The organism is Enterococcus sp. DIV2449a, assembly GCF_051711225.1.
In the GTDB taxonomy this organism is placed as follows: Bacteria; Bacillota; Bacilli; order Lactobacillales; family Enterococcaceae; genus Enterococcus_D; species Enterococcus_D casseliflavus.
Genome location: NZ_JBIOME010000001.1, coordinates 2,261,031 through 2,285,107 on the forward strand (window position 1 = coordinate 2,261,031; position 24,077 = coordinate 2,285,107).

General features: G+C 41.4%; 22 protein-coding genes. 3 read left to right on the top strand and 19 right to left on the bottom strand.

Going from position 1 to position 24,077, the window contains the following annotated elements:
- Positions 1-4: 4 nt before the first annotated feature.
- The gene (locus IGI76_RS10560; protein WP_438792260.1) at positions 5-3,535 is read right to left on the bottom strand and encodes a SpaA isopeptide-forming pilin-related protein; all 3,531 of its coding nucleotides are present in this window, start codon (positions 3,533-3,535) and stop codon (positions 5-7) included.
- Positions 3,536-3,923: 388 nt separating this feature from the next.
- Between IGI76_RS10560 and IGI76_RS10565 the strand changes: the two genes are divergently transcribed.
- Complete coding sequence (locus IGI76_RS10565; protein WP_438781520.1) at positions 3,924-5,417, top strand: helix-turn-helix domain-containing protein; 1,494 nt, start codon at positions 3,924-3,926, stop codon at positions 5,415-5,417.
- Between the two features lie 129 nt (positions 5,418-5,546).
- On the opposite strand, the gene lepB is transcribed toward IGI76_RS10565, so the two are convergent.
- The 7 genes from lepB to IGI76_RS10600 all read right to left on the bottom strand — a co-directional run bounded on the left by lepB (position 5,547) and on the right by IGI76_RS10600 (position 11,048).
- On the bottom strand, positions 5,547-6,095 hold the full coding sequence (gene lepB / locus IGI76_RS10570; protein WP_005229602.1) for a signal peptidase I: 549 nt from the start codon (positions 6,093-6,095) through the stop codon (positions 5,547-5,549).
- 31 nt (positions 6,096-6,126) lie between these two features.
- Positions 6,127-7,557 (bottom strand): S41 family peptidase, encoded by a 1,431-nt coding sequence (locus tag IGI76_RS10575; RefSeq protein ID WP_010749383.1) that lies wholly within the window; start codon positions 7,555-7,557, stop codon positions 6,127-6,129.
- 68 nt (positions 7,558-7,625) lie between these two features.
- Complete coding sequence (locus IGI76_RS10580) at positions 7,626-7,847, bottom strand: YozE family protein (RefSeq protein WP_005229600.1); 222 nt, start codon at positions 7,845-7,847, stop codon at positions 7,626-7,628.
- On the bottom strand, positions 7,840-8,361 hold the full coding sequence (msrA, locus tag IGI76_RS10585) for a peptide-methionine (S)-S-oxide reductase MsrA (protein ID WP_231434828.1): 522 nt from the start codon (positions 8,359-8,361) through the stop codon (positions 7,840-7,842). The genes IGI76_RS10580 and msrA overlap by 8 nt, the downstream gene beginning before the upstream one ends.
- Entirely contained in the window at positions 8,361-9,011 is a 651-nt protein-coding gene (locus IGI76_RS10590; RefSeq protein ID WP_010749381.1) for a YpmS family protein, read from the bottom strand. Before IGI76_RS10590 ends, msrA begins: the two co-directional genes overlap by 1 nt.
- Positions 9,008-9,994 (bottom strand): SGNH/GDSL hydrolase family protein, encoded by a 987-nt coding sequence (locus tag IGI76_RS10595; protein ID WP_121260961.1) that lies wholly within the window; start codon positions 9,992-9,994, stop codon positions 9,008-9,010. Before IGI76_RS10595 ends, IGI76_RS10590 begins: the two co-directional genes overlap by 4 nt.
- Positions 9,995-10,205: 211 nt before the next feature.
- Positions 10,206-11,048, bottom strand: coding sequence for a DegV family protein (locus IGI76_RS10600; protein WP_026008095.1), 843 nt, complete (start codon positions 11,046-11,048; stop codon positions 10,206-10,208).
- 126 nt (positions 11,049-11,174) lie between these two features.
- Between IGI76_RS10600 and trhA the strand changes: the two genes are divergently transcribed.
- The gene (trhA, locus tag IGI76_RS10605) at positions 11,175-11,828 is read left to right on the top strand and encodes a PAQR family membrane homeostasis protein TrhA (RefSeq protein WP_005229593.1); all 654 of its coding nucleotides are present in this window, start codon (positions 11,175-11,177) and stop codon (positions 11,826-11,828) included.
- Positions 11,829-11,892: 64 nt separating this feature from the next.
- Here trhA and IGI76_RS10610 read toward each other — a convergent pair whose 3' ends face one another.
- The 7 genes from IGI76_RS10610 to IGI76_RS10640 all read right to left on the bottom strand — a co-directional run bounded on the left by IGI76_RS10610 (position 11,893) and on the right by IGI76_RS10640 (position 20,883).
- Positions 11,893-12,381, bottom strand: coding sequence for a dihydrofolate reductase (locus IGI76_RS10610; protein WP_005229592.1), 489 nt, complete (start codon positions 12,379-12,381; stop codon positions 11,893-11,895).
- A gap of 5 nt (positions 12,382-12,386) precedes the next feature.
- Complete coding sequence (locus IGI76_RS10615) at positions 12,387-13,133, bottom strand: hypothetical protein (RefSeq protein WP_231434830.1); 747 nt, start codon at positions 13,131-13,133, stop codon at positions 12,387-12,389.
- Positions 13,134-13,177: 44 nt separating this feature from the next.
- Positions 13,178-14,125, bottom strand: a complete 948-nt coding sequence (locus tag IGI76_RS10620; RefSeq protein ID WP_010749378.1) for a thymidylate synthase — start codon at positions 14,123-14,125, stop codon at positions 13,178-13,180.
- Positions 14,126-14,141: 16 nt separating this feature from the next.
- Entirely contained in the window at positions 14,142-16,049 is a 1,908-nt protein-coding gene (locus IGI76_RS10625; RefSeq protein ID WP_333719325.1) for an ABC-F family ATP-binding cassette domain-containing protein, read from the bottom strand.
- Between the two features lie 203 nt (positions 16,050-16,252).
- Positions 16,253-18,289, bottom strand: a complete 2,037-nt coding sequence (locus IGI76_RS10630) for a cation:proton antiporter (RefSeq protein ID WP_005229585.1) — start codon at positions 18,287-18,289, stop codon at positions 16,253-16,255.
- Between the two features lie 3 nt (positions 18,290-18,292).
- Positions 18,293-18,574, bottom strand: a complete 282-nt coding sequence (locus IGI76_RS10635; protein ID WP_010749375.1) for a hypothetical protein — start codon at positions 18,572-18,574, stop codon at positions 18,293-18,295.
- Between the two features lie 188 nt (positions 18,575-18,762).
- The gene (locus tag IGI76_RS10640; protein ID WP_086295557.1) at positions 18,763-20,883 is read right to left on the bottom strand and encodes a peptidoglycan D,D-transpeptidase FtsI family protein; all 2,121 of its coding nucleotides are present in this window, start codon (positions 20,881-20,883) and stop codon (positions 18,763-18,765) included.
- A 219-nt stretch (positions 20,884-21,102) separates the two neighbouring features.
- Here IGI76_RS10640 and IGI76_RS10645 point away from each other — a divergent pair, with 219 nt between their 5' ends.
- Entirely contained in the window at positions 21,103-21,249 is a 147-nt protein-coding gene (locus IGI76_RS10645) for a hypothetical protein (RefSeq protein WP_438792261.1), read from the top strand.
- 41 nt (positions 21,250-21,290) lie between these two features.
- Here IGI76_RS10645 and IGI76_RS10650 read toward each other — a convergent pair whose 3' ends face one another.
- The 4 genes from IGI76_RS10650 to IGI76_RS10665 form a co-directional block, all read right to left on the bottom strand.
- Entirely contained in the window at positions 21,291-22,316 is a 1,026-nt protein-coding gene (locus IGI76_RS10650) for an LCP family glycopolymer transferase (protein ID WP_074535133.1), read from the bottom strand.
- A 254-nt stretch (positions 22,317-22,570) separates the two neighbouring features.
- The gene (locus IGI76_RS10655; protein ID WP_005229578.1) at positions 22,571-22,771 is read right to left on the bottom strand and encodes a cold-shock protein; all 201 of its coding nucleotides are present in this window, start codon (positions 22,769-22,771) and stop codon (positions 22,571-22,573) included.
- Between the two features lie 141 nt (positions 22,772-22,912).
- Positions 22,913-23,518 (bottom strand): superoxide dismutase, encoded by a 606-nt coding sequence (locus IGI76_RS10660; RefSeq protein ID WP_060792203.1) that lies wholly within the window; start codon positions 23,516-23,518, stop codon positions 22,913-22,915.
- A 75-nt stretch (positions 23,519-23,593) separates the two neighbouring features.
- Positions 23,594-24,037 (bottom strand): GtrA family protein, encoded by a 444-nt coding sequence (locus IGI76_RS10665; RefSeq protein ID WP_010749371.1) that lies wholly within the window; start codon positions 24,035-24,037, stop codon positions 23,594-23,596.
- Between the last annotated feature and the right edge of the window lie 40 nt (positions 24,038-24,077).

Sequence of the window (24,077 nt, forward strand, 5' to 3'; positions counted from 1 at the left end):
CAAATTACTTTAATGAAGGCTTATCTTTGCGCGTAACGTACAGATAGCTACCTGTTAAAAGGACTAGTAGACCTGCTGAAAGAATCGCCAGCCACCCATGCCAATTCCCTCCTGTTTCAGGAAGAGACACTTTTACTTGATTGGTGACGATCAATTCTATTTGATTGTTCTTTTCTCCAGAAACAAGAAGATTCGGCTGCAATTTTTCGTCAATCAAGACACTGCCATCCTCTTCGATCCTGATTTTCACAGGTGCTGTTAAACCAGCATAGCCTGCAGGCGTAACAATTTCTTCTAAGGTATAGCTACCCGGTGTTAGATCATGGAAATGAAATACCGCTAGCGATTCTTGGGATTCTGGTAATTCTATCGTCTGACCGTTTCCGCTTAAGCGGAATTTGGCTCCCTCAAGCGCTTGTCCCACTTCATCCTGTTTATTGACCACCAAATCAAAAGGTTTTAACTGATTGCCATGGGTAAGAGTCCAACAGTTGGCATCTGCAGCGACGTTTTCCCCTTGATACTGGATCTTTCCGTCTGAACCAACGACAAACTCATAATCACCAACAATCGTATCGTATCCAAGCGGACCAGCTGTTTCTGAGATGCGATAAGCGCCCGGCTCAAGGATCGTAAATTCAGCCATCCCCACGTCATTCGATGTTTCTGAGGCAATTTCTTGATAATCCCCCGCTGCTGTTTTTTGTTGCAGAGAAAAGACAGCCCCAGCTAACAGTACTTGCTGCTCTTTTTGTACCGTATATTTTCGAATAGCAACTGGAATTTCTGTAAACGGATTGGTGATCTCCAGCGTAATCGTATGATCGTCCACTGTGACGGGTTGCCCATCGATCGTCGTATTCCCTTGCGTATCAATATGAATTAGCCACTGGGTTTGCTCAGCTAAATGGTGTCCCGCCGGTGCAGTGACTTCCTCCAAACGATAGGTCTGCTCTTTTTGCAACGCAGTATCTGCTGGCAGTCCATACGTTCCATCCCCTTGATCCACAAGGGTCACTGTCTCTCCTGCCCCCGTCAATTCAAAAACGGCACCTGTCAGCTTCACCTCTCCTACAGCGGATTTTTTGATCAGGTTTAATGCCAGGGGTATAAACGCCTTTGTATTTTTCCAAGTATAAGCGTCCACTTTTGTTGCTTCATAACCTGCCACTGCTCGTTCATTTGTGACTTGATAATCAAAAGTTTCTCCCTGATTGTTATACAGCGGCAGTAGACGGGTTTCTTCGTACTCCGTCCCATCCTTTTCAGAAAGCGCGTAAACTTTGCTTCGTTCCCAAGTTGTCTGATCTTGGGCATCGGTCTCAGTAAGTTTGAGATACCCTGTTTGCCAGCTTTTCTCATTGCTGACAGGACTCCTGCTTATTTCAATATAGATCGTTTCAGGACGACTGGAGGTATCGCCATCGTATTCTTCCCAGTGCTTTTTGATCGTCACCTCCTTCCCAGGTGCTTTGGCGGATGGCACACCAAACAATGCCTTTTGATCGGACTGATGATTCGGATAAAATACCGTTTCGCCATTCATTTGATACCAAGTATCTGGTTTAAAATCCGCTGCTTCTGTTTGAATCCGCACTTGATAATGAATTTGCAGTTCTTGCCCTTCGCCTAAATAAAGACCTGAAGCATGGATTGTATTGTCAGACATCGAAATGTCAGGCTGCACCGTTAGAGCAGCAGACCCGACACTTTTGACGGACAAGCTATTTTCTTCGTAGACAAATGGCTGCGAAATGGGGTCAGTAATCTCGCCATCGGTGACTGTTGCCGAAATGTGAAGGGCTTTTTTCTCGAGATAGTCGGCAATATCCGCTGCTTCATTGGCTGACTCATAATAAAGATGGCCATCTTCATCAGCAGAAACCATCTGTCTCATTTTTTTCTCGACATCGGCCTTTGTATACCCAGCGGTTTGATCTCCTTGCAGTTGAATCCCCAACCCATGAATCTCGATACCACGTTCTTTTAACGCCATCGCTTCACCAATCGTGGCGATAAAGGTATTGTTGATCCATTTATAATTGTTCTGTTGATCAAACGCAAAATAGCCATTGTAGAGAAACGATGTATTCATCGGCTGGTCTTGAGTAAGAGAAAAGGCGGTTCCATAATAACTGCCGTCTGCCTGGGTATGCACTTTAGACACATGATAACTGTAAGTAGGAACGCCATCCGTTAGCAAAACGATGACTTTCTTATGTCCATTTTGCGTCGATAGCATATCCCCTGCTTGACGTAGCCCCCTTTGTGTAAAGGTTCCCCCAGCTGCTGTTTCTGGCGTCATCGATCGGATCGTCTCTTTGACTTCAGAAAATTTTCCTAATTGGCAGGTTTTGTTTTGATAATTGCTGCCATCACTGGAATAACCGACATAGCCCATGTAGACACTATCCTGAATGCCGCTTCCTTCAATTTGATTCAAAAAGCGATCCACGCCTTTTTTCACTTCTGCGATCCGTCCCATCTCATTCATACTGCCTGACCAATCCACTACCAACACGACATCGATGGGATCAATTTGACGTTGAACATTCCCTCGTACATTTAGGTAGACATCAAATAGTCCTGGGGTATTCGTCTCTTTGGCAAATTTTCGTAGCCCGAAATCTGCTTCGTCTCCTACACCACCATATTCAATATATGAATGGGTCAAATTTGCTGGATCGCCATTCCATGTAGTTATGCCGTCCCACGTTTCGCCTGCATCCTTGTTCCCCTGATGATTTAAGACGTTACTGTTCTCATCAGTTTTCCAGTTCGCCGCAGGATACGTCCCGCTTTGGTCTGTCGTATAATCTGGTTCAATCGAAGCAAAAGTTTGTGAAACAGTCGTTTTTTGATAAAGACGTTCTTGTTTAAATGGTTCAATGAGTGTTTCCTCTTCAGAAGCACTTGTCGCCGTTCCTGTCTCGTTTGTCTCTTCCTTCGTTTCTTCGTTCGAAACTTCTTTTGAACTTTCAGTCGCCGCTTGCTCCGAGGTCGACTCACTCACGGCTTCTGAAGAGGATCCAGTGCCAGAATTGACTTCTGATGTTTCTGAAGAAGCAGAATTTGTGGCAAGTGGGATTTCAAAAACTGATTCATTCGAAGACAGTAGGTTGTACGATTCTTCACCTTCCTTGTCATATTCTTCGATCTGAATCATCAATTTTAGCTTTTTCGTTTCTTCAGGCAGCTGAAAGATTAGTTCTTGTTCCGTTGGTGTTTGCAAGAAATCTTGGGTTGTAAGCCAAGACTGTGCGGAATCATCCTTGACTTGAGTCATCTCTTCATTGCTTGTTTTTAGTAACAACTGTTCCTTCGTTTCATCGATCGCGTATAGTTGTACCCAGAGACGCTGCTGTTTGTTTTTTTGTGGTAGCTGATAGCATAAAGAAAATTGAGTGCCCTCTTGGTGACCAGTCAGTTTGATCTGCTTCGTTTCAGCAATAGTGATCGTATGTTCTTCTTGTGCACTTGCAGTCCCGTTTGTTTGCAAACTCGAATAAATGAAAAATAGTATCCCCCCTAACATACAGAAAATGAAAGAGAACCCGTGGTGTCTCTTTGTCAAAAACATAAAAAGACCTCCTTTCAAAGAATCAAAAATTACAAGCTGATCATACAAGAAAGAAGCAAAAGACACCTCTTTTTTTTATTTTCTGAAAAATAGAACTAATTGGCACACCTGTAGTTATTCATAAGAAAAAAAAGTTGGTTATTTTAAAGTTAATTCATTATCGATATGTTATTTAATAATGTAAAAAAACTATCGTTTTTCACCTGCGATTTCTATTTTTGTTCTTTATGAGACAGTTCTATGAAAAATTTGTCTCAATTTTTCTAAAAAAAAGCAAAAGTTTTGAGACGTGTCTTTACACCGTTATATAAATACGTTATTAATAAAACAAGAAGGTGATCATTTGATTGAAAAAATACTCTTAGATACCCGAGCGTTAGACAAAATCGGACTCTACGGAAAACTATTATCAATTGCTCCGGGTGAATACAACCTAGAGTTCGTGAAAAATCTGACCCACTTAAGTGCAACACGATTGAAAAGTTTACTTTCCTCGATCCAAATCGACTTGCAAAATCTCTCCCCAGTGAATCTTTCATTACATAAAAACACCCTGAATCTTCCTAAAAATTTGATTGAATACAACCAATATCAGCAATTTTTAGCGCAAGAAAGTATTTCTTACAAATTATTGTTAAGCATCTTGACCAATCAAGATGAAAGTTTACTGGCATTTTGCCAAAGAAACTATATCAGTCGTTCGACTTGCTTTCGGCAAACAAAGAAGCTGCAAGACCATTTGAAAGAATTCAACGTGACGTTAAATCAGTCCGCTATGGCACTTACAGGTTCGGAGATGGTGATTCGCATCTTATTGTTTAATTTTATCTGGCACATTTCTTTAGGAGATAGTTTGGCGAAGGCATTTGATCAAGAGATCGAAGAACTTTTTGTGACTTACGAAGGAACGAAGTACAAAAGCAAGTATGAGATTGGCAAAAAAGAAGCCTTGCTTCATTGCAAAATCTGTCTATTTCGTATCAAGAATGGCCACGCGACAAATCTTTATCAGTTAACGAACCAGTCCTTTATTCCCAGTGGTGAAAATCTTGATTTCTTTTCAGCGTTTTTTGAAATCATTGATTCAGCTATAGATATTCTTGAGATCAATGCTTTGTTTTTCCTTTTTTATTACTGGCCAATGCTAACTTCAGCGGCAGACGTGCGCCTTCCGATCATTCAAGACTGTTACAAGCATGAAAAATCGGAGTTAAAGGAACTGATGGCTGAATTTGAAGCACACTGCCAAAAATTTCTCTGTGATTTTGATTTCGACCATCAATCGTTTCTTTATATGAATACATATCTTACATTGCTGAAGTTCTGCATATTCAAGCAAAAAGTTCCTCTTTTAAATTTTTTTGAAGCTACTATAATCAAAGATAAGTACCCATTACATACGATTTTGACAAATACGATTCAGAGCTTTTGGCGTAAAATAGCAAACCGCAAAGACTACGAGTGGTTAAAAGCCTGTTATACGGATCTTGCTTTTTATCAAGCGTGTTTGCTTTACCCCATTTACATCGAAAAGGAACAGAAATATAAGCTTAAAGTTGCTTTTGTCTATGTATCCAATTACTTGGTCTCAATGGAAGTGTTTAATATATGTGAACGATTGCCCTATGTTGAAATTGAACGGATCACGCTGCCAACAGAGGAACCTTTTGACTTTTATATTCTGAGTTCCCCACAGCTTTTACCTCCTTTTACAACTGAGGAAAACACGGCGATCATTGATTTTTGCCGTTACCGTGATTTTGAAACGAATTTGTGTCAGAAACTTTTGGCTGCTTTTAATGAAAAAATAAAAAGAATAACTGCCAATAGCGCCTAAGTCCACCCTTTTCTCGATACAAACCACATCCTTTTGAAAAAGGATCATTGCTATACAAAATCCCCCCTTGGAATCAACAGATGATTCCAAGGGGGGATGTTTAGTTAGGAACATTCTATTTTTCTCAGTCTAAATCAGCCGAATATGAGTCAATGGATAATAAACAAAGCGGGCATTGCCTAAAATCGCATCGCCTGATATAGGACCAAAGGAGCGGCTATCTTTAGAGGCACGTCGATTATCACCAATGACAAAATAACTGTCTTTGCCTAATTTCTCAACGCCCAATAAAGATTCCAAATCAAAATCATTGGTATAAGAGGCAGACTCATGATCGTTGCTGCGGTTTTTCACTAGAAAATCTTCATCTACCGGTTCATCATCAATGTAAAGCTGATCATTGACATATTTCACCGACTCACCCGGCAAGCCAATCACCCGCTTGATATAGGTCGAACCATCTGGCAGCTGGAAAACAACGACATCAAAACGCTGGATCGGTGAAATCTTTTCGATGACTACCATATCTCCTTGTTGCAACGTTCCTTCCATGGAGTTCCCTTCAACAGGAACCGGAATCAGTAAAAATGCCCGAATCAAGAAGGCTGTTGCAAAGGCGATCAAGGCATATTTCACAACTAGCCAAAAACGATCGATCCACTGTTTCTTGGCATTCACAAATCTACCTCCTCTCCGATTTTTTCCTTACTTATTTTTCTGAAAGCAAGGACAGTGCTTTTAAGTACGCTGGGTCCTCTGCTTTGAGTTTTTCTGCTACTTCTTTTTCAATTGCTTGGGCAGTATCGGCATCGACTTCACCAGTTGCCTTTAGGTCATGAGCTTCTTGGAAGGCTTTCACAGCTGCAGTCGTCTCGTCATTGAAGGTATCGCTGCTCGTGGCATACCCTAACGCTTTAAGAAATTGATTCAAATTGTTGACAGCCGTTGACGATTGTCCAGCTTTTAAGGCATTATCACGAGGTAATGGCGGGAAATACGCATATTCTGGATAATCCTCTTCATAGTCCGGCATCACACCTTGATCGTTGACCCAATTTTCATTTGGTGTCAGCCATTTCATGACCGTCATTTTTAATTCACTATTATCCCCCAGATCTTTCACATTTTGAACGGTCCCCTTACCAAAGGTTTCCGTACCAACGACTGGGATATTCGCTGATTCTTGCAAGGCTGCAGCAAAAATCTCAGCTGCGGAGGCACTGCCGCCGTCGACTAAAACAACGACTGGCTCTGTGACTTTGAATCCTTCATCCAATGCTTCGCTCGCTTTGGTCTCACTGACAACCCCTTGATTGTTGGCAAACTTCACGATCGTTTGACCATTTTCTAAAAACATACTTGCCATGATCTGGACTTGATCCAGCAATCCACCAGGATTTTGTCTTAGATCAAGAACAAACGATTTCGCACCGTCTTCCCGCAACTCGGTGATCGTTTCTTTCAACTCAGCTGCTGTGTTTTCGGCAAAGGAGGTAATATCAATTCGACCGATCGTATCATCATTTTCAACCAGTTCACCATGGACCGTTTCGATTGGGATCACGTCCCGAGTGATTTCCACATCAAAGGTATCTGCTCCACGCTGAATCGTTAAGGTCACCTGCGTGCCTTTTTCCCCTCGAATCTTACTCACGACTTCAGACAATTCCTGTCCTTGCGTATCTTCCCCATCGACTTTGACGATTCGATCATTCATGCGCAGACCACTTTTTTCTGCAGGGGTGTTTTTGATTGGCGCTTGTGCGACCTCGGGATAGTCTTCCACGATCGACAAAGTAGCACCGATCCCTTCAAAACTTCCTGAGAGGGACTGATCCAAGTTATCCGCATCTGATTGGTTTAGATACGTCGTGTAAGGATCGTCAAGCGCATCGGTCATCCCTTGAAGAGCACCCTCAATCAATGCATCCTCATCGACTTCTTGGTAATAATTCGCAAGGATCTGGTCATACAACGACTGGATTTTCTCCATCCCGCTGGCTTCTGTCGTCGTTTCTGTCGCCGGCTGTGTCGTCTGCTGATTTTGCTGGGCTGTTTGCCATAAATAGACACCGCCTCCCGACAAAATCGCGACACAGACAAGAGAAACGATATATCGGCTTGTCGTTACATTTTTCATTCACAACACCTCTCTGAGAAAAAACAACTTCGTTCTGAGCATTTGTGCAGGCAAAACGAAGGACGTTTTTATTTGTTATTTTCGAGATACTCTGCCCAGATACGATCAAAAATATCCATGGATGGCAAATAATCAACATTTAGTTCCAGATAAGAAGAGACTTCATCATAGTCATCGCTGTGCTTCGGAAACTGGATATCATGACTTGCATGAGTAGCAAAGATCTGGGCCTCATCTGTATGACTCGGTCCTTTGACTGCCATTAAATAGCTATAAAAACTTTTACGCATGTTCTTGCTCCCAATGATTTTCTAAAAAGGCTGCTCTACGGGCATGATTGCGAGCAAAATTCTCAGGATTCTTTTTATAATACTCTTGGTGCTCTTCTTCCGCTAAATAAAAAGGTTGGGCTGGTTCGATCGTGGTCACGATCGGATCGGTAAATCGACCGGAAGCCTGAAGCGCCTCTTTGCTGGCTTCGGCTTTTTTCCGCTGCTCTTCATTAAAATAGAAGATAGCCGGACGATAATTGTCGCCGCGATCTTCAAATTGGCCAAAAGCATCGGTTGGATCTGTTTGCTGCCAATAAATCGTCAAGAGCTCCTCATAACTGATTTTTTCTGGGTCGAAAATGATTTCTACTGCTTCAGTATGCCCTGTTTGATGGCTTTTGACTTCTTCATAGGTTGGATTTTCGGTATGTCCTGCGGTATAGCCAGAAAAAATCGAATGCACCCCTTCGAGTTCATCAAAGGGCTGGATCATACACCAGAAACACCCACCTGCAAAAATTGCTCGTTCCATTATTCATCCTCCGTTTCAGCTGGTAAATATAAGCTCATTTGAATTTCATCATCTACAAGATTGATTTTGTTTGCCTTGATGAACAATCCGTTTTGCATGCGGAATTGATCCAATCGTATCAGTATAATTTGTTCATCGGCATTGACATCGATCCATTCGGGAAATTTAAAACTACGTTTGATCATTTTCATTACTTCACTGGTGGGCAAATCCAAGGTGCCAATCGATAAACTTTTGGCTTTTAATTGGACATTGCCTTCTTCTGTCACATAAGGATCAAAATAGAGATAAAACGTGATAGGAAACCCTAATACTTGAAACTCGCCTGTTAAGAGTGCTTCGTTTCTCAGCTCAAAATTATATTTTACCTCTTGATCCTTTTGAAAATCAGATAGATAAAAATCAATCAATTGATTGACTTGGCTTTTGTTGCTGTTAACGGTCAGAACAGGACTGCCCTCCCGTTGAACAAGTTCAGCACTTTCATTTAAGCCAGTTTCTCGCTGCTGAAAAATTCTTGAAGCAAAGAAAACCGTTGTCCCCAAAAGGATGCCGACCAGAACTAGAAAAGCAATTTTCCAGTAGTTGATCGATTTTTTAGTGCTTGCAGCTGTTTTTTCCGGCTGCTTCGTTGATTCGCTTGGTTTCATTTTGCTTCCTCCTCTAGCAACCAATAGTTTTGTGTTTTGATCACTTCATCGCGAACGGCATTTGCCATCAGTTGATACCCAAGATTATTGGGATGGAAGCGATCGCCTTCATACAAAACATTGTTGGTGATATTATTCCCGACAGCTTGCGATGAGTCGGTAGTCGCCGACGTGCTGCTTTGTGTCTCATCAGCATTTGGCGCCGATGACTCAGGTAAACTCCCAGTGTCGGTTGTTTGTGTTGTTTCCTCAGTTGCGTCTTCTTCTGTATCCGCAATACCGACCTCATCACTTAACCCTTTATAGAGCAAATCGTTGATAGGAATAAAAAAGGCATTTTCTTGCTGATTGACGAACGTTTCCGTCTGTTTATTCCAGTTATCAATGATCGTCTGCATGTCGGTGATCTCTGGAAAGTTCAGATAAAATGGATTGTAGATGCCCAAGACATAGATTGGTGCATCACTATTCAAATCGCGGATTTGAGCAAACAAGTCTTTTAAGCGTTCATTATATTCTGCCATCGGTTCCGTAAACGTCTCGATACTCAGCCCGAAGAAATTGCTTTGGATCACTTTTAAGACGTCATTTCCGCCGACGGTCAAAGTAATCAGGTCCGCTTGACTAAGGTCTTGGCGCAAGTCTTCATCATTTTTGACTCGTTTTAAAATCTGGTCGCTTCGTTCACCAGCGACCCCATAATTTTTGGTTACTAAATTGCTCAGATCATAGCGGTCCTCTAGATCTCCTGCCAAAATAGGCACAAAGCCGCCCCGAGCTGTTTCATCCCCAACACCTTCTGTCAATGAATCCCCAAGCGCGAGGTATTCAATGGCGGATTTTTTCGAATCATTGGCTGCTAGCTTGTCCACAGGGGTCAGCAGTGGTTGCGCTTTGGGAACAGCTAGATGAAACAGCACACCTGTTCCAACGGCTATCAGTCCCACAACGATCAAATAAGTTACTAATTTCTTCCATTTCACAGGTATTCAAACTCCTTTGTAATCTTTGCTATTTTAACAAAATTCTCATAAAATTCCTAGTCGCAATCCTTCAAACTTAAGAAAGAAGATAGCTCCCTACTCTTTGAGTAGACAAAGAATCGCAGCTTCATTCTGCTTATTCTTCCTTTCAGCTTTTCATACACCAAAAAGCGATTCGTCGTCAAACGAATCGCTGAAAGGAAGCACCTTTTTATTCCGTACTGTAAGTGATCGCAAACGCACCTCTACCTGTATGAGTGGCGATGATCGGTGTTGTATGAAGCAATGGGATCTCCAAGTCAGGGAACAATTCTGCTAGTTCTTTTTGGAAACGTTCCGTGATTTCTAACCCTTCTGCATGAGAAATACCAATTTTCGTCACTTTTGGCATATTCTTCAATTCTGCTTTTAATTCCTCAAACCATTTATTGAAGGTCTTGACACCGCGTCCTTTGACGACTGGAATCAGTTCTGAATGATCAAAATCCATGATCACTTTCATGTTCAGCAAACTCGATAAAAGACCTTTGGCACGACTGATACGACCACCTTTTACTAAGTTTTCTAACGTTGAAACGCCGATAAATAATTTCGTATGCTCACGCACCAAATCCACTTCTGGTAATACTTCTTCTAGTGTCTTACCGGCTTTAGCCAATTCTGCTGCCCGAATCACTTGAAAAGCCAACGCTTGGTCTGTCGTATCGCTATCGATCACGGTGACTTTGGCTTTTGATAAATGACTGGCTTGACGAGCCGCTTCCACGGTTCCGCTAAGACCTTTGGTCATATGGATCGATAGTATTTCACTGCCATCTTTGCCTAATTCATCATACAGTTCTACAAAATGACCGATCGGCGGCTGGCTAGTTTTAGGTAATTCTTTGGCTTGCGCCATCATTTGCATAAATTTTTCTCCCGGCAGCGTTTCATCATCTGGATAAACGACACCATCGATCATTACAGATAAAGGCACGACATGGATAGCCAAAGCATCACGGACACTTGGTTCCATCGTACTGGAAGAATCTGTCACAATTTTAAGATTTGCCATCATATATTCACTCTCTCTTTAAATCAAGTCTTTTTTCGTGGTAAAATAACCACAGACCATTTATACTAAGTATAACAGAGAGAAAATTTTTTTTCATCTAATTTCGATTCGAAAGGACGGTGCCGAATGCAGCACATGAAGTTTAGTCGCAGATATTTGATCGTCAATGAAGTATTAAATGCAGTAACCCACGGGATCGGATTAGGACTGAGTATCGCAGGACTGGTCATTCTCTTAATCAAGGGGGCAAATCTAGGGTCACCTATCCACATCGTTTCCTATGCCATTTATGGATCGATGATGATTTTGCTCTTCCTCTTTTCTACCTTATTTCACAGTTTGATTTTTACCAAAGCAAAAAAGGTCTTCCAAGTCTTTGATCATGCCTCCATTTTCTTGCTGATTGCTGGAAGTTATACACCTTTTTGCTTGCTTAGTATCCAAGGCTGGCTTGGCTGGTCACTCTTTGTCTTGATTTGGCTACTAGCAATTAGCGGCATCGTTTATAAGTCACTGACTCTTCATAAAAAAGAGACCGTCTCAAAAATCTCCACCCTGATCTACATCATCATGGGCTGGTTATGTGTTATTGCCTTTAAACCTCTGATCGAACATTTAGGCTACTGGGGAACATTTTTACTAGCAAGCGGTGGTGTTTCTTATACTGTAGGTGCGCTATTCTATAGTTTAAAATCCGTTCGGTTCATGCATGTGGTTTGGCACTTATTCGTTATGTTAGGTGCTGGATTGATGTACTTTTCCGTCTTGTTGTATACCTAAAAATGAAGCACTGCTTACAAAAAAAAGAACAGGAAACTTTCGCTGCAGAAAGCTTCCTGTTCTTTTATTTTCTACGATAAAATTCAAATTGATGGGGATAATGGTTCTTTTCATCGACGATCCCATCGATCACATGATCAAGTTTCCATTGCGTCCAATCAATCTCTGGGAAATACACATCTCCGTTAAATTCCGCAGCGATCACTGTACGGTACAATTGATCGCAATCGTCAATCATCGCTTCAAAAACACCTGCTCCACCAGTTAAGAAAACGGGATGCTCTTGCTGCTTCACATACGCCAAAATTTCCTCACGGTCATGCATCACTAAGGCGCCGTTGGCTTGATAATCCCGATCACTCGTCAAAACGATCGTCGTACGCTGTGGCAGTAATCTTTTTCCCATGCCTTCAAAGGTTTTGCGCCCCATTATAATCGTATTATTGATGGTTTGCTCTTTAAAAAATTTCAAATCATTCGGCAAATGCCACGGCAGTGTACCATCCGCTCCGATCAACCCCTTTTGATCTTGTGCCCAAAGTGCGATCAACATAAAAATTACATCCCTTCTGTATAAAATGATTCCGAAATAATAGCAGCAACCTGCAGCCGCCGCATCAGCTGAAAAGCTGATTCATGCTCAAATGGATCTTTGTTGCGCTCCTCAAAGCGCAAGCCATCACAGGCTTGGTAAACAATTGTGCCGCCGCTTCTTTGGACATTTCGCGGCCATTCCCCATCATTTAAACGCGCGTTGTTGTTTTTCAGCAAGGTCGGTATCAGGGAGATAGGAAAGAGAGCACTGCCAGCTGCGACATCAATGTCTTCTATTTGAAAGAAGTCAGCAGCGATCTCGTTGATCAAGCGCTCCGTTCTTTGCCACGTTTGCGGATGACTCGCAAACGCCCTTGCAGTTCGTCCTAGGATACAATACGTATTCGCAGGTAAAGGCTTTTTGCTTATAGCCACTAGTTCTTCTGGATAGGTCTGAATCCACGTCACTACGCGATCAAAATCACAAATATGCAGCGAATCCAGAGCTGGCAGGTGGTGCTGGGCAGCAAAAACAAGCCTTCTGCGGGCATCCGCTGCTCCTTTTGCTGGTATAAAAATGGCAGTACACTGCTGATTTGATCGAATGGCTTCCTTTAGCTCTGGCACTGTTTCTTCGGATACGGATAGCCAAACTGCATCATAGTGCTGATGCAAGAAATCGATGACTTGCTCAATGAGCGATGCATTAATCGATCCAGCATGTCTCTGATGAAAGGTCGCCGCAAAGCCTCGCTTGTGGGTATTTACCATTACGCCTCATTCCTTTCTTTATGAAATGAAACCCAAACAACCACTTAAACTGCGATCGGTGCTTTGATCGTTGGATGCGGATCATACCCTGCCAAGGTAATATCTTCCATTTCAAAATCAAAAATCGACTGTTTTTCAGGATTTAACTGTAAGGTTGGCGCCGGACGTACCGAACGAGTCAACTGTTCCTTCATCTGTTCCATATGATTGCTGTACAGATGAGCATCGCCTAATGTATGGACAAAATCCCCGACTTCTAATCCAGTTTCATGAGCAATCAGGTGCGTTAATAGCGCATAACTAGCAATATTGAAGGGAACGCCTAAAAAGACATCGGCACTGCGTTGATACAGCTGACAGCTTAAGCGACCCTCATGAACATAAAATTGAAACATTGTGTGACAAGGTGGCAACGCCATCGTCGGTACATCTTCAGGATTCCATGCGGAGACGATCAGACGGCGAGAATCCGGCGTCGTTTTGATCATGTCGATCACTTCTTTGATTTGATCGATAAACCCGCCCGTACTTTTTTCCCAATGCCGCCATTGATACCCATATACATGGCCCAAATCGCCGAAAGTTTCAGCGAAAGCATCATCGGCTAAGATTTTTTCACAAAATAGTTTCAACTCATGTTGATACTGTTCATTGAAAGCTTCATCCACTAATGAACGGCGACCAAAGTCTGTCATATCAGGACCTGTATAAGCATCACTTTTAATGTAGCGTTCAAACGCCCATTCATCCCAAATGTGGTTATTATGTTCCAGCAGGTAGCGGATATTGGTATCTCCCTTTAGAAACCACAATAATTCGCTCTTGATCAAGCCAAAAGGAACTCTTTTTGTTGTCAGCAAAGGAAAGCCTTGGGACAGATCAAAACGCATTTGATGACCAAAGACACTGCGTGTTCCCGTTCCTGTACGATCACTTTTATCATTGCCTTCTGCTAATATTTTTCTTCCTAGATCTAAATATGCTTGTTCCATCGTTCTCTCCTTTACTCTACACAAATTCGCTCAAATATTCCCAACGATCCATTTTTTCTGCCAGTTGCGTTTCAACCTCGCTGATTTCTTGCTGTAATTTTTGCAGCTTAGTAAAGTCCGCGCCTTGATGATTCATTTCTTCGGTCAAAGCGGCTGCTTTTTCTTCTAATGCCGCGATATCATCTTCAATCGTCGCCCACTCTTTTTGTTCCATATAACTCAGTTTCTTTTTGACAGGCGCTGCAGCAGACGCCTCACTTTCAGCAGAAAGTGAATCGGTTTTTGTTTCTTTTGCCTCTAGTACACTCGAACTAGCTTTATTGGTGTTGGCTGCTAGATATTCATTGATGGAACCAAAGTAGGACGTAATCCTGCCATTTCCTTCGAAGATCAGCAATTTTTGGGCAACTTTATCTAAAAAGTAGCGGTCATGGGAAACCGTGATGACTGCACCTGAAAATGTTTCCAAATAACTTTCCAAAATCGTCAAGGTATCAATATCCAAATCGTTGGTCGGTTCATCTAACAAGAGAACATTTGGCTGTCCAATCAATAGCTTGAGTAAAAATAGTCGTCGTTTTTCCCCGCCAGACAGCTTGCCGATCTTGGTGCCATGCATGGATCGCGGAAACAAAAACTGTTCCAGCATTTCTGCGACACTGACTTGGGAGCCATCCACTTTTTGCACTTCCTCGGCCGCTTCTTGCAAATAAGCAATCATTCGCTGATCAGGGTTCATCGCTTCAATCGTTTGCGTATAATAAGCCATTTTCACAGTCACGCCCATCGTACGCTCTCCTTCTTCTAAAGGCAGGCGTCCAGCTAAAATATTGAGCAACGTTGATTTACCCGCTCCGTTTTCTCCTGTGATCCCTAAGCGTTCTCTTGATTGAATCAACAAATCAAAGTGAGACAAAATCGTTTTGTTTTCAATCTGATAACTCGCATCTTTTAGCTCTAAGACTTGTTTGCCTAAGCGTGTCGTAGCAACATCGATGGCCACTTCGCCGTTCCGTTTTACTTGATGTAGGTTTTCTTTTAAATCATCGAAACGATCGATCCGGGCCTGTTGTTTCGTTGTACGGGCCTTCGCACCAGTGCGAATCCAAGCCAACTCATGTTTGTACAACTGCTTGCGCTTGTCTTCTTGCGTCTCCTCCACACGTTCTCTTTCTGCTCGAGCATGAAGATACGTCTCGTAATTGCCCTGATATTCATGTAGCTTACCAAAGGACAATTCAAAGATCCGATTAACGACTCGATCCAAAAAGTAGCGATCATGGGTCACCATCAATAATGCACCCCGATAATTTTTTAGATAGCCTTCCAACCATTGAATCGCATCATAATCTAAGTGGTTAGTCGGTTCATCCAATAACAACAGGTCTGGTTCATCGATCAATACTTGAGCCATAGCTACTCGTTTCTTTTGACCTCCAGATAATTCACTGACCTTTTTTTCTAACTCATTGATCCCAAGTTTTTGTAAAATGATCTTGGCAGTTGTATCTGTATTCCAAGCATCGGCTTTATTCATCGCTTCTTCTGCCAACTGATAATTCCGTTGCGTTTGTTGATCCAAGCCATTATTCTCTAAGGCAATCAGCGCTTTTTCATAGTCACGAACAACGCGAATCAGCGGACTGGTGCCTTGAAAAACAGCATCTACAACAGATAATTCTTCTTGTAACTGATTGTCTTGAGTCAAGAAACCGATGCGATAATCTTGGGCGGCAAATACCGTTTGGCGATCGCCATCACCGCGATCCAAACCGGCCAAGATCCGTAACAAACTCGATTTACCCGTGCCATTGACACCGATCAAACCGATTCGATCTTTTTCATGTATCAGAAAAGAAAGCTGATCAAACAGTGTTTTTTCACCATATGTTTTGGTTAATTCACTTACTTTTAATTCTTTCACAGAATCCCTCCTGAGTTTTTTCTTCGCTCATTGTACCACATTTCATCAGCGGAAACGATGAGAGAAAAAAATCAATTTTTGTAAAAAAAGAATGCCTTCGTCAGTCTACTCCTTCTGATCATCGCTGTTGATCATCTTTTAGGAATAACCTGACGAAGACACTCCATAAAACGTGCCTCAAGTTGTGCGCCTCTTGAGACGTATTATCGGCGAAACATTCGCTGCTTCGGCTGTTCTTCTGCTCGAGACATCGCATACGATTCTAACAGATTGACATTGCGTCGGTATTCATTTGCAGAAATCGTTGAGATTTTTTCCGCCACTTCATATTCATCGATCGTCTTGCGCTCAAGGTAATAGCCCCAAAGGACTTTCTTAACAAAAATCGGGTCTTGCTCGATCATGATCGTTTCAATGAAATTGCTGTGTTCAAATCGTTTGATGCTCATTTCTCGTTGACGAATAAAGAAATTGATCAGCGAGGAATCATAGACATCTTCTAAATTGCTCAAACTATGAAAAATATATTCACTGTTCTTTAAGTAAATTTTTTGTACTTCAGAAATGTCTCGTTGCTTCAAGGCAGCTTTTAGCTGCTGCTGTCGCTGTAAAAACAAGCGAGGATGAATCAAAATACGGATAAATCGCTGAATAAAGAAGAGCCAAAAACTAAAGAATGAGAGAATTTGTTTTGCGAGGGAATGCTGTTGCTGAGAAATAAACCGTGAATAAAAACGGTAGCCATTTAAGCTGACTTTCCCATTTCGATAAGCTTCATCCAAGCCGTCTTGTTCGATCGATAGGATCAATCCTTGAATTTCTTGGATTTCTTGTTTTTCTGAATCAGTCAAACTATTGCGATACAACTCCCAGCGCCGATTTTCATAGGAATTGATGACAGCATCGATCGCTAAACGGCCTTTATCCGAGAGTTCTTGCTTTTCTTCTGCTTCCAATTGTTCGATGACGTCTTCTAAGATCAGCAAGTGATTGAAGTCGACGCTTTCGGCAGCTTCCCCATCTGCCAAGTATGGCAAGACCATCACGCTGATGATCAATGTCAGTAAGATCACACAAGCGGTCAAAAACAGAAGCAAGCCTCTTTCATGAAAGGGTGCATCATGCACCATCACAGGCAAAATAAAGATGGCTGCCAAACTGACTGTTCCCTTGACTCCGCCAAAAGTCAACAAGGCGACTTGATTCATTGATACTTGTTTTTTTGACTGTAAAAACCAATAGTAAAACAACAAAAAGAGAAAACGAACAAGGAAGATCACCGCCGTGATCACCAAAATCGTAATCACTAGATGCCAGTTTGCATAATTATTGCTCTCCCAGATTGGTGAAAATACTTGTGACAACTCGATTCCTAGAAAAAGAAACACCAATGCATTCAATGTAAAGACAATGGTCGACCAAGTACTTTCTGAAATGTTCGCCAGCTCTGCATCAAACAATGAGATCCGGCGTTTTCTTTGGGCTTGGGCTACACCTGCCACAACTGCTGCGATAATCCCTGAGACGCCAATCATTTCTGCCAGCAAATAGGCAGCAAATGGCAAGAGCAGTTCAATCAATAAGTATACTGTGACATCTTGTGCCGAGATTTTTTCAATAAAGCGCAAAATTCGGCGTTTCAGCCACACGATCAAGTAACCGACAAGCCCGCCGCCGATACTAGAGAATAGGAGCTGGAACCCTGCGTTGGCTGCTGAAAAGCTCCCGGTGGTCAAAGCTACGATAGCAAACTGCAATGCGGTAACCCCTGAAGCATCGTTCAGTAAGCCCTCGCCTTCCAGAATGTGCATAATGTTTTTGGAAATTTTCAAACGTTTTGCTAATGAGGAGACTGCCACTGCATCAGTTGGTCCTAACGCAGCACCAAAAGCGAAACAAGCAGCCAGAGGAATCGTGGGCATCAACCAATGGAGCGTTCCGCCGACAGCAAACAGTGTCATTAAAACGCCGCCAAAAGCCAAAAACAATACGATCTTGCTGTTTTTGAGGATTTCAGGTACATCTGCTCGTTCTCCTTCACGAAACAGCAATGGTCCAATGATCATTACTAAAAACATTTCCGGTTCAAAAGCGATTTCCTGTCCCATTTCTGTTAAACCTAGTAAAATTCCTAAGATGATTTGAATAAAAAAGATCGGTACCGAGGGTAATATTTTGCTCGCCACATTTGATAACGTGACGAGAATTGCAATGATAATGACGAGTTCAATAAATTCCATCCATTACCCTCTTTTCTTTCGAATAGCTAATAACAGCTCAAGAAAATCTTCTTTTTTCAAAAGGATCTTATCGTTTAAAAGATCTAACTCCTTTTCGTTATTTTCAATTTCGCATTGGACACGCCGTGATTCCAAGCGGTAAAGATCGTGTTTCATTCGCTCAAATTTACGAAAAAGCAATGGATTTTTCCGTTGCAAGTACTCACGAATCTCTTTTTTTTCAGCTGGTGTAAATTGTCCCAACTGTTTCATCAGTTCTTGTTTGCTTAAACATTCCTTGTTCATGATTGTGCTTTGGGCCCCTTTTATTATCAGTTTATCTTTTTATTTATCGTATAAATCAAAATTATCTCTTGACCGCTAGTATTCTAAGCCAATCATTCAAAAATAGCAAGCCTTTCTCACTAAAAGATGATTTTCTATCCGCATTCTTATAAACTAAAAAAACCGCAGCTTTCACTGCGATTTTTTGTTTATTTCATATACAAGTCGTAATAAGCATCCATGATCTCTTTCGCGATTTGAATATTTGGATGCGTATCGGTGTCTCCTTTTAATTGAGGCATCACGATCGCAATCGCAATATCCGCATCACTACTTGGACCGTAGGCAACGATGTTTAAGTTAACTAAGCTGATGGTATTGCCATTACTATCCACGATGGGTGTTTCGGCAGTACCTGTTTTGGCAGAGACTTCCATTTTCGCAGAAGCCAAGCCTTTGGCAGTTGCCCAAGCATCCGTTCCATGAACCGCATCGTAAAAACCATTTTGGATAATTTGCATTTGCGCATCTGATAAACCAACCTCGTTCAATACCGTTGGTTCGATGTCCTCAATCAGCGAACCTAGTCCGCCTGTTTCATCATTGTCGTAGATTCCGTCAACGATGTGAGGCTGCAATCTTTTGCCACCATTAGCAACAGTTGCTGCATATTGTGCCAGTTGCAGTGTCGTATAAGTATCAAACTGGCCGAATGCTAAGTCGAGGATCTTTCCGCCATCACTGACAGGATCCATGTTCTCAATGGATGTGCTGATACCAGTTGCTTCTCCTGGTAAATCGATACCTGTTTCAGTTCCCATACCAAAAGAGGCAAAAGAGGAACGGAGTTTTTCGTAGACATCCCCTTGACGATCCACTGTTGGAATCGAGATGCCTGACTGATAATTGATGCCCATCAAACGTAAAGCGACTTGCATCATATAGGAGTTAGAAGAAACTTCCAATGACTGCTCCGCAGAAAGATTGCGATTATTTGCCCCAGTTGGGTTGAAAATAGAGGCTTTTACATCGGAGCCGATTCTGATTGGTTGATCCAGCAGCACTTCGTTGCCGTTTAAGACGCCATTTTCCCAACCGGCAGCCAAGGTTCCTGCTTTGACGACGGACCCTGGTACAAAGGAATTAATAAAGGTACCAATGGCATTTTCCTGCATTTCATTTGATCCCGTGTCATGATGATACCCGGACATGGAAAGGACACCGCCGGTTTTCGGATTTAACGCCACTGCGTATACCCCTGGGGAATACTCTGCAGCACCAGAATCAATCAGTTTTTGAAAATTGTCTTGCAAAATCTTGTCAACTTTCGCTTGAAATTCAGCATCGAGTGTTAAAACCAGATTATCCCCCTTTGCGCCTGCAAAGGTTTCTTTTTGACTTTCAATATTGTTGTTGTTGTCAAGCGATATTTCAGAGATGGATTTTGTTCCTTGTAAAACTTCTTCATATTGCTGTTCTAAATAACTACGTCCAACGCGATCATTACGTGCGTAACCTTTTTCTAAGAATTCGTCTAGAACTTCTTCAGGTATTCCTTGTTCTTCACTAGTCACCGTTCCGATCAAACTAGCCAGAGAACTTCCTTCAACGATCTTTCGTGTCCAATCGGTCCCGGTGGAGATTCCTGGTAAATCGACCATGTTTTCAGCAACAACTGCCAATTCTTGGTCAGACACATCCGACGTCTTAATAAAGACCGTACTCAAGGATTGTGCGCTGTTCATCCGCTTGAAAATCGTGGCTGCTTCTAATTCGGCATCGGAAAAATTGATTTCTTCTTCAGTCACTTTCTCAACGGTTGCCGCATATTGTTCAGAAGTACCTAAAGAACGCTCTTCATCACTCAATCGTTCAGTTGCTTTTTCAAGATTGTCTTCATCTGCCAACCAAAAGTCCTTAAGATCTCGATCAGACAAGTTTTTGTCGACTGGCATTTCGATCAACTCGCTCAATTTTTTGGCCGTTTCTAAAAGATCTTGAGCGGTCATTTTGTTTCCACGGGTAAAAGTGATTGCTGCATTGGCTTGATTTTCCACTAAAGCTTTCCCAGAAGCATCGTAAATCATACCCCGAGGGGCACTTCCTTTTACTTCCACTACAGATGAAGCTTTCAATTGCTGCTCAATATTTTCGCCATTGACGATCTGTAGATAGCCTAATTGGACAATCAATGATACAAACAAAGCAAATATAATAAAAAACAAAAAGTTCAATCGAAATGGAACATGAGATTTGCGATACGATTTGGCCTTTGGTTCTTCTGGCCCCTTACGTATCCCTTGGACAACTTTATCTTTCAAATTCTTCATCTCATCTATCCTTCCAATCTATAATGACTACTGTCCTATTTTACCAAAAAATTCGATCTGAAACAGAAAAAACAAAAAATATCCATTAATCCTTAGAAAAAACTATAAAAAGTCAACGATATCTGCCTGAATGTTTCACAGATAGATTGTTTCATTTTCACTCTTTCATGAAAAAATTGTTTTTTTAAGCTTTCTTCTGTTTTTTCATTTGTTGATTTCGTGAAACAAGATATACATTTCAGTTTTTGTGGAAAACTAGATCGATTGAAGCGATGGGATCTTTCATATAAACGAAAAATCGACACACAAGCAGTTGCCCATGTATCGATTCCGCTATCCTATCAAACAGTTGAAGGAGATGTGTAAAGCGACACACCCTCAAATGATCGAAAGACAGCTATATGGTTTTATTCACTCGCATCCTCACCATCGGAAAACACTGCACTGTCATCATAGAACTGATAGTTCACATAGCCTTGCGTATGTTCATCTCCTTGTGAAAGCTGATTGTTTGGAGGGAGGGCCAGTTGTTCTCTGAGTGTATTTTGCATGTGTAAGAGCTGATTGACCCCTAAAAGCTGATAGTAGACATCATTCAACATTTGCCCTTCCCCTTGCAGCTGCTCTTGATGAATCGTCGTAAAAGCCGGTAAATAGTTTTTTCCGATATCCAGCATATCGTCCCATGTCAGATCCGTCTTTGAATTTTTCTCAACTGCTTTTAATATTTTCTGATAATTATTGACTCCGTCCAAACTCATTATTTTTTTTAGAATTTTTGTTACGACCTCACGTTGTCTTTTCTGCCGACCAATATCTCCTTCTGGGTCTTCTTTACGCATGCGTGCATAAGCTAGACCAGTTTTCCCATTTAAAGTGATTTTTCCTTTTGGAACATGAACCCCCTCTAGCGTAAAGTCGATATCATTCGTTACTTTGATCCCACCAACTGCATCAATCAAATCTCTCAGGCCTTGCATGTTGATTGTCACATAATGATCAATCGGTATATCCAAAAGATTTTCCACAGAATCCATTGCCATGGCTTCTCCGCCAAAAGCATATGCGTGATTTAACTTATCTAGCGTTCCATACCCGACGATTTGAGTAAATATATCCCTATCCAAGCTAACAATCGTAGATTGCTTTTTTTCTGGATTTACTGTAACAACCATCATGCTGTCTGAACGGCCTTGTTCGGTCCTTCCTAAAGCTCCGGTATCAATTCCTAGTAACAAGATGGAAAAAGGTTCTCTTTTTTCAATGTTGACAGTTTCTGAACGCCTTTTTGTTTTTCGATCTACTGGTTTAGAAATATGTTCAAAAGTTGAACTTGTATCTTTATAAACTTGCAAGCCGTACACAGTTAATCCGATAATTCCCAGGACTAAAATCCCTAATGTTCCTATTACTATTCTTTGATATTTTCGCATCTTGCACCTCGTCCGATAAAAATAACAATCGACTAAATTTTCGCATAATTTATATCATACAGCAATCTCATTTGTTATAAAACTTTTGTTTTAATAAAAATGTAATGTAAATGAAACAAAACGAAAGTATCCCTCACTTGAAGGAAAGAAATAATTTTCTCATTCTTTTCCTTCATGGTTTTGCCAGAAACTAGCTAGGACGAAAAAAACCTTGCTTAGCTGCAAGGTTTTCAGTCGATTCTGTAATTAAGTAATTAGACTTTGGTTACTTCCGCTGCCTGCGGTCCGCGGGCACCTTCAACGATCGTAAATTCAACTTCTTGTCCTTCTTCAAGCGATTTAAAACCATCTCCTTGAATGGCAGAGAAGTGAACAAATACATCATCGCCACCATCAACTGTAATAAAACCAAACCCTTTTTCGTTGTTGAACCATTTTACTTTCCCATGTTCCATAGTGTGTAAAGCCTCCAATAATTATAATCCGACGATTCCGTCGATTTCATTATAGCGGAATATGTAAGCGTTAGCAATAACGAAATTTCTTTCCATCAACAAAAAAGAAGCCCTTAGACAGGCTTCTTCCTAATAGTTTGATTAAGCTTTTGCGAAATATTCGTTCACTTTATCCCAGTTAACAACACTCCAGAAAGCATTGATGTACTCTGGACGAACATTTTTATATTTTAAGTAATACGCATGTTCCCAAACATCTAAACCTAAAACAGGTGTTTGACCATCCATCAATGGTGAATCTTGATTCGCTGTTGAAGTGATTGCTAGTTTACCGTCTTTAACGACTAACCATGCCCAACCTGAACCAAAACGTCCAGTTGCAGCAGTTTTAAATTCTTCTTTAAAGTCTTCAAAGCTGCCGAATGTTTCTTCAATTGCCTCTTTGATCGCCCCAGTAGGTTCGCCACCAGCATTTGGGCCTAAGATTTCCCAGAAGAACGTGTGGTTAGCATGGCCGCCGCCATTGTTGCGAACCGCTGTTTGAATATCTTCAGGTACAGAAGAAAAGTCTGCTAATAATTCTTCAACTGTTTTTTCACCTAATTCAGGATGTTTTTCAATCGCTGCATTTAAGTTTGTTACATAAGTGTTGTGGTGTTTATCATGATGCAAATGCATCGTTTCTTCATCAATATATGGTTCCAATGCATCGTATGCGTAAGGTAAATCTGGTAATGTGTAAGTCATAAAAAAATCCTCCTCAATGATAATGTTTACATAAGTAACATTATCAGACTATCAGACTTTGTTCAAAAAATATGCTTACTTTTTCTCACTTTTTTTCGTATTGAAAATCAAAAATTTACTAAATACATAATTTGCCAAAACAACAACGACTTGGGTGACCAGCTTGGCAACAAGATCGCCGGTAGCTAAAACTGAGATAAAGAAATACATACAGAGCATGTCCAAGCCTAATGATATAACGCGAAAAAAAATGAACTTTCCAAATGCCGCCCAAGACTCTTGCTTCGTTTTTGTTTTTGCTTCGAAGACCCATAACTTATTTGTAAAGTAAGCGAATAAAACTGAAGCGATCCAAGAAATCACATTCGCTGTCTGGTAATAAAAACCAAACCCTTCACGAAAAATAAGATAGACGACAATATTGACTACGGTGGTCAAACCACCAAAAAATAAATACGTGAGTGGCTCCCACAGTTTTTTTTGTTGTAAGATTTGTTTGTATTCAATTAACTTTTGCATACATATGCCTACTTTCATTACTTTATTTACTTATTCAATA

What these genes read in the sequence shown, in the direction of transcription:
- IGI76_RS10560 (WP_438792260.1), bottom strand. Translation starts at nt 3,535, where the DNA reads ATGTTAGGGGGGATACTATTTTTCATTTATTCGAGTTTGCAAACAAAC.
- IGI76_RS10575 (WP_010749383.1), bottom strand. Translation starts at nt 7,557, where the DNA reads ATGAAAAATGTAACGACAAGCCGATATATCGTTTCTCTTGTCTGTGTC.
- IGI76_RS10580 (WP_005229600.1), bottom strand. Translation starts at nt 7,847, where the DNA reads ATGCGTAAAAGTTTTTATAGCTATTTAATGGCAGTCAAAGGACCGAGT.
- msrA (WP_231434828.1), bottom strand. Translation starts at nt 8,361, where the DNA reads ATGGAACGAGCAATTTTTGCAGGTGGGTGTTTCTGGTGTATGATCCAG.
- IGI76_RS10590 (WP_010749381.1), bottom strand. Translation starts at nt 9,011, where the DNA reads ATGAAACCAAGCGAATCAACGAAGCAGCCGGAAAAAACAGCTGCAAGC.
- IGI76_RS10600 (WP_026008095.1), bottom strand. Translation starts at nt 11,048, where the DNA reads ATGGCAAATCTTAAAATTGTGACAGATTCTTCCAGTACGATGGAACCA.
- trhA (WP_005229593.1), top strand. Translation starts at nt 11,175, where the DNA reads ATGCAGCACATGAAGTTTAGTCGCAGATATTTGATCGTCAATGAAGTA.
- IGI76_RS10610 (WP_005229592.1), bottom strand. Translation starts at nt 12,381, where the DNA reads ATGTTGATCGCACTTTGGGCACAAGATCAAAAGGGGTTGATCGGAGCG.
- IGI76_RS10615 (WP_231434830.1), bottom strand. Translation starts at nt 13,133, where the DNA reads ATGGTAAATACCCACAAGCGAGGCTTTGCGGCGACCTTTCATCAGAGA.
- IGI76_RS10620 (WP_010749378.1), bottom strand. Translation starts at nt 14,125, where the DNA reads ATGGAACAAGCATATTTAGATCTAGGAAGAAAAATATTAGCAGAAGGC.
- IGI76_RS10630 (WP_005229585.1), bottom strand. Translation starts at nt 18,289, where the DNA reads ATGGAATTTATTGAACTCGTCATTATCATTGCAATTCTCGTCACGTTA.
- IGI76_RS10635 (WP_010749375.1), bottom strand. Translation starts at nt 18,574, where the DNA reads ATGAACAAGGAATGTTTAAGCAAACAAGAACTGATGAAACAGTTGGGA.
- IGI76_RS10640 (WP_086295557.1), bottom strand. Translation starts at nt 20,883, where the DNA reads ATGAAGAATTTGAAAGATAAAGTTGTCCAAGGGATACGTAAGGGGCCA.
- IGI76_RS10650 (WP_074535133.1), bottom strand. Translation starts at nt 22,316, where the DNA reads ATGCGAAAATATCAAAGAATAGTAATAGGAACATTAGGGATTTTAGTC.
- IGI76_RS10655 (WP_005229578.1), bottom strand. Translation starts at nt 22,771, where the DNA reads ATGGAACATGGGAAAGTAAAATGGTTCAACAACGAAAAAGGGTTTGGT.
- IGI76_RS10660 (WP_060792203.1), bottom strand. Translation starts at nt 23,518, where the DNA reads ATGACTTACACATTACCAGATTTACCTTACGCATACGATGCATTGGAA.
- IGI76_RS10665 (WP_010749371.1), bottom strand. Translation starts at nt 24,037, where the DNA reads ATGCAAAAGTTAATTGAATACAAACAAATCTTACAACAAAAAAAACTG.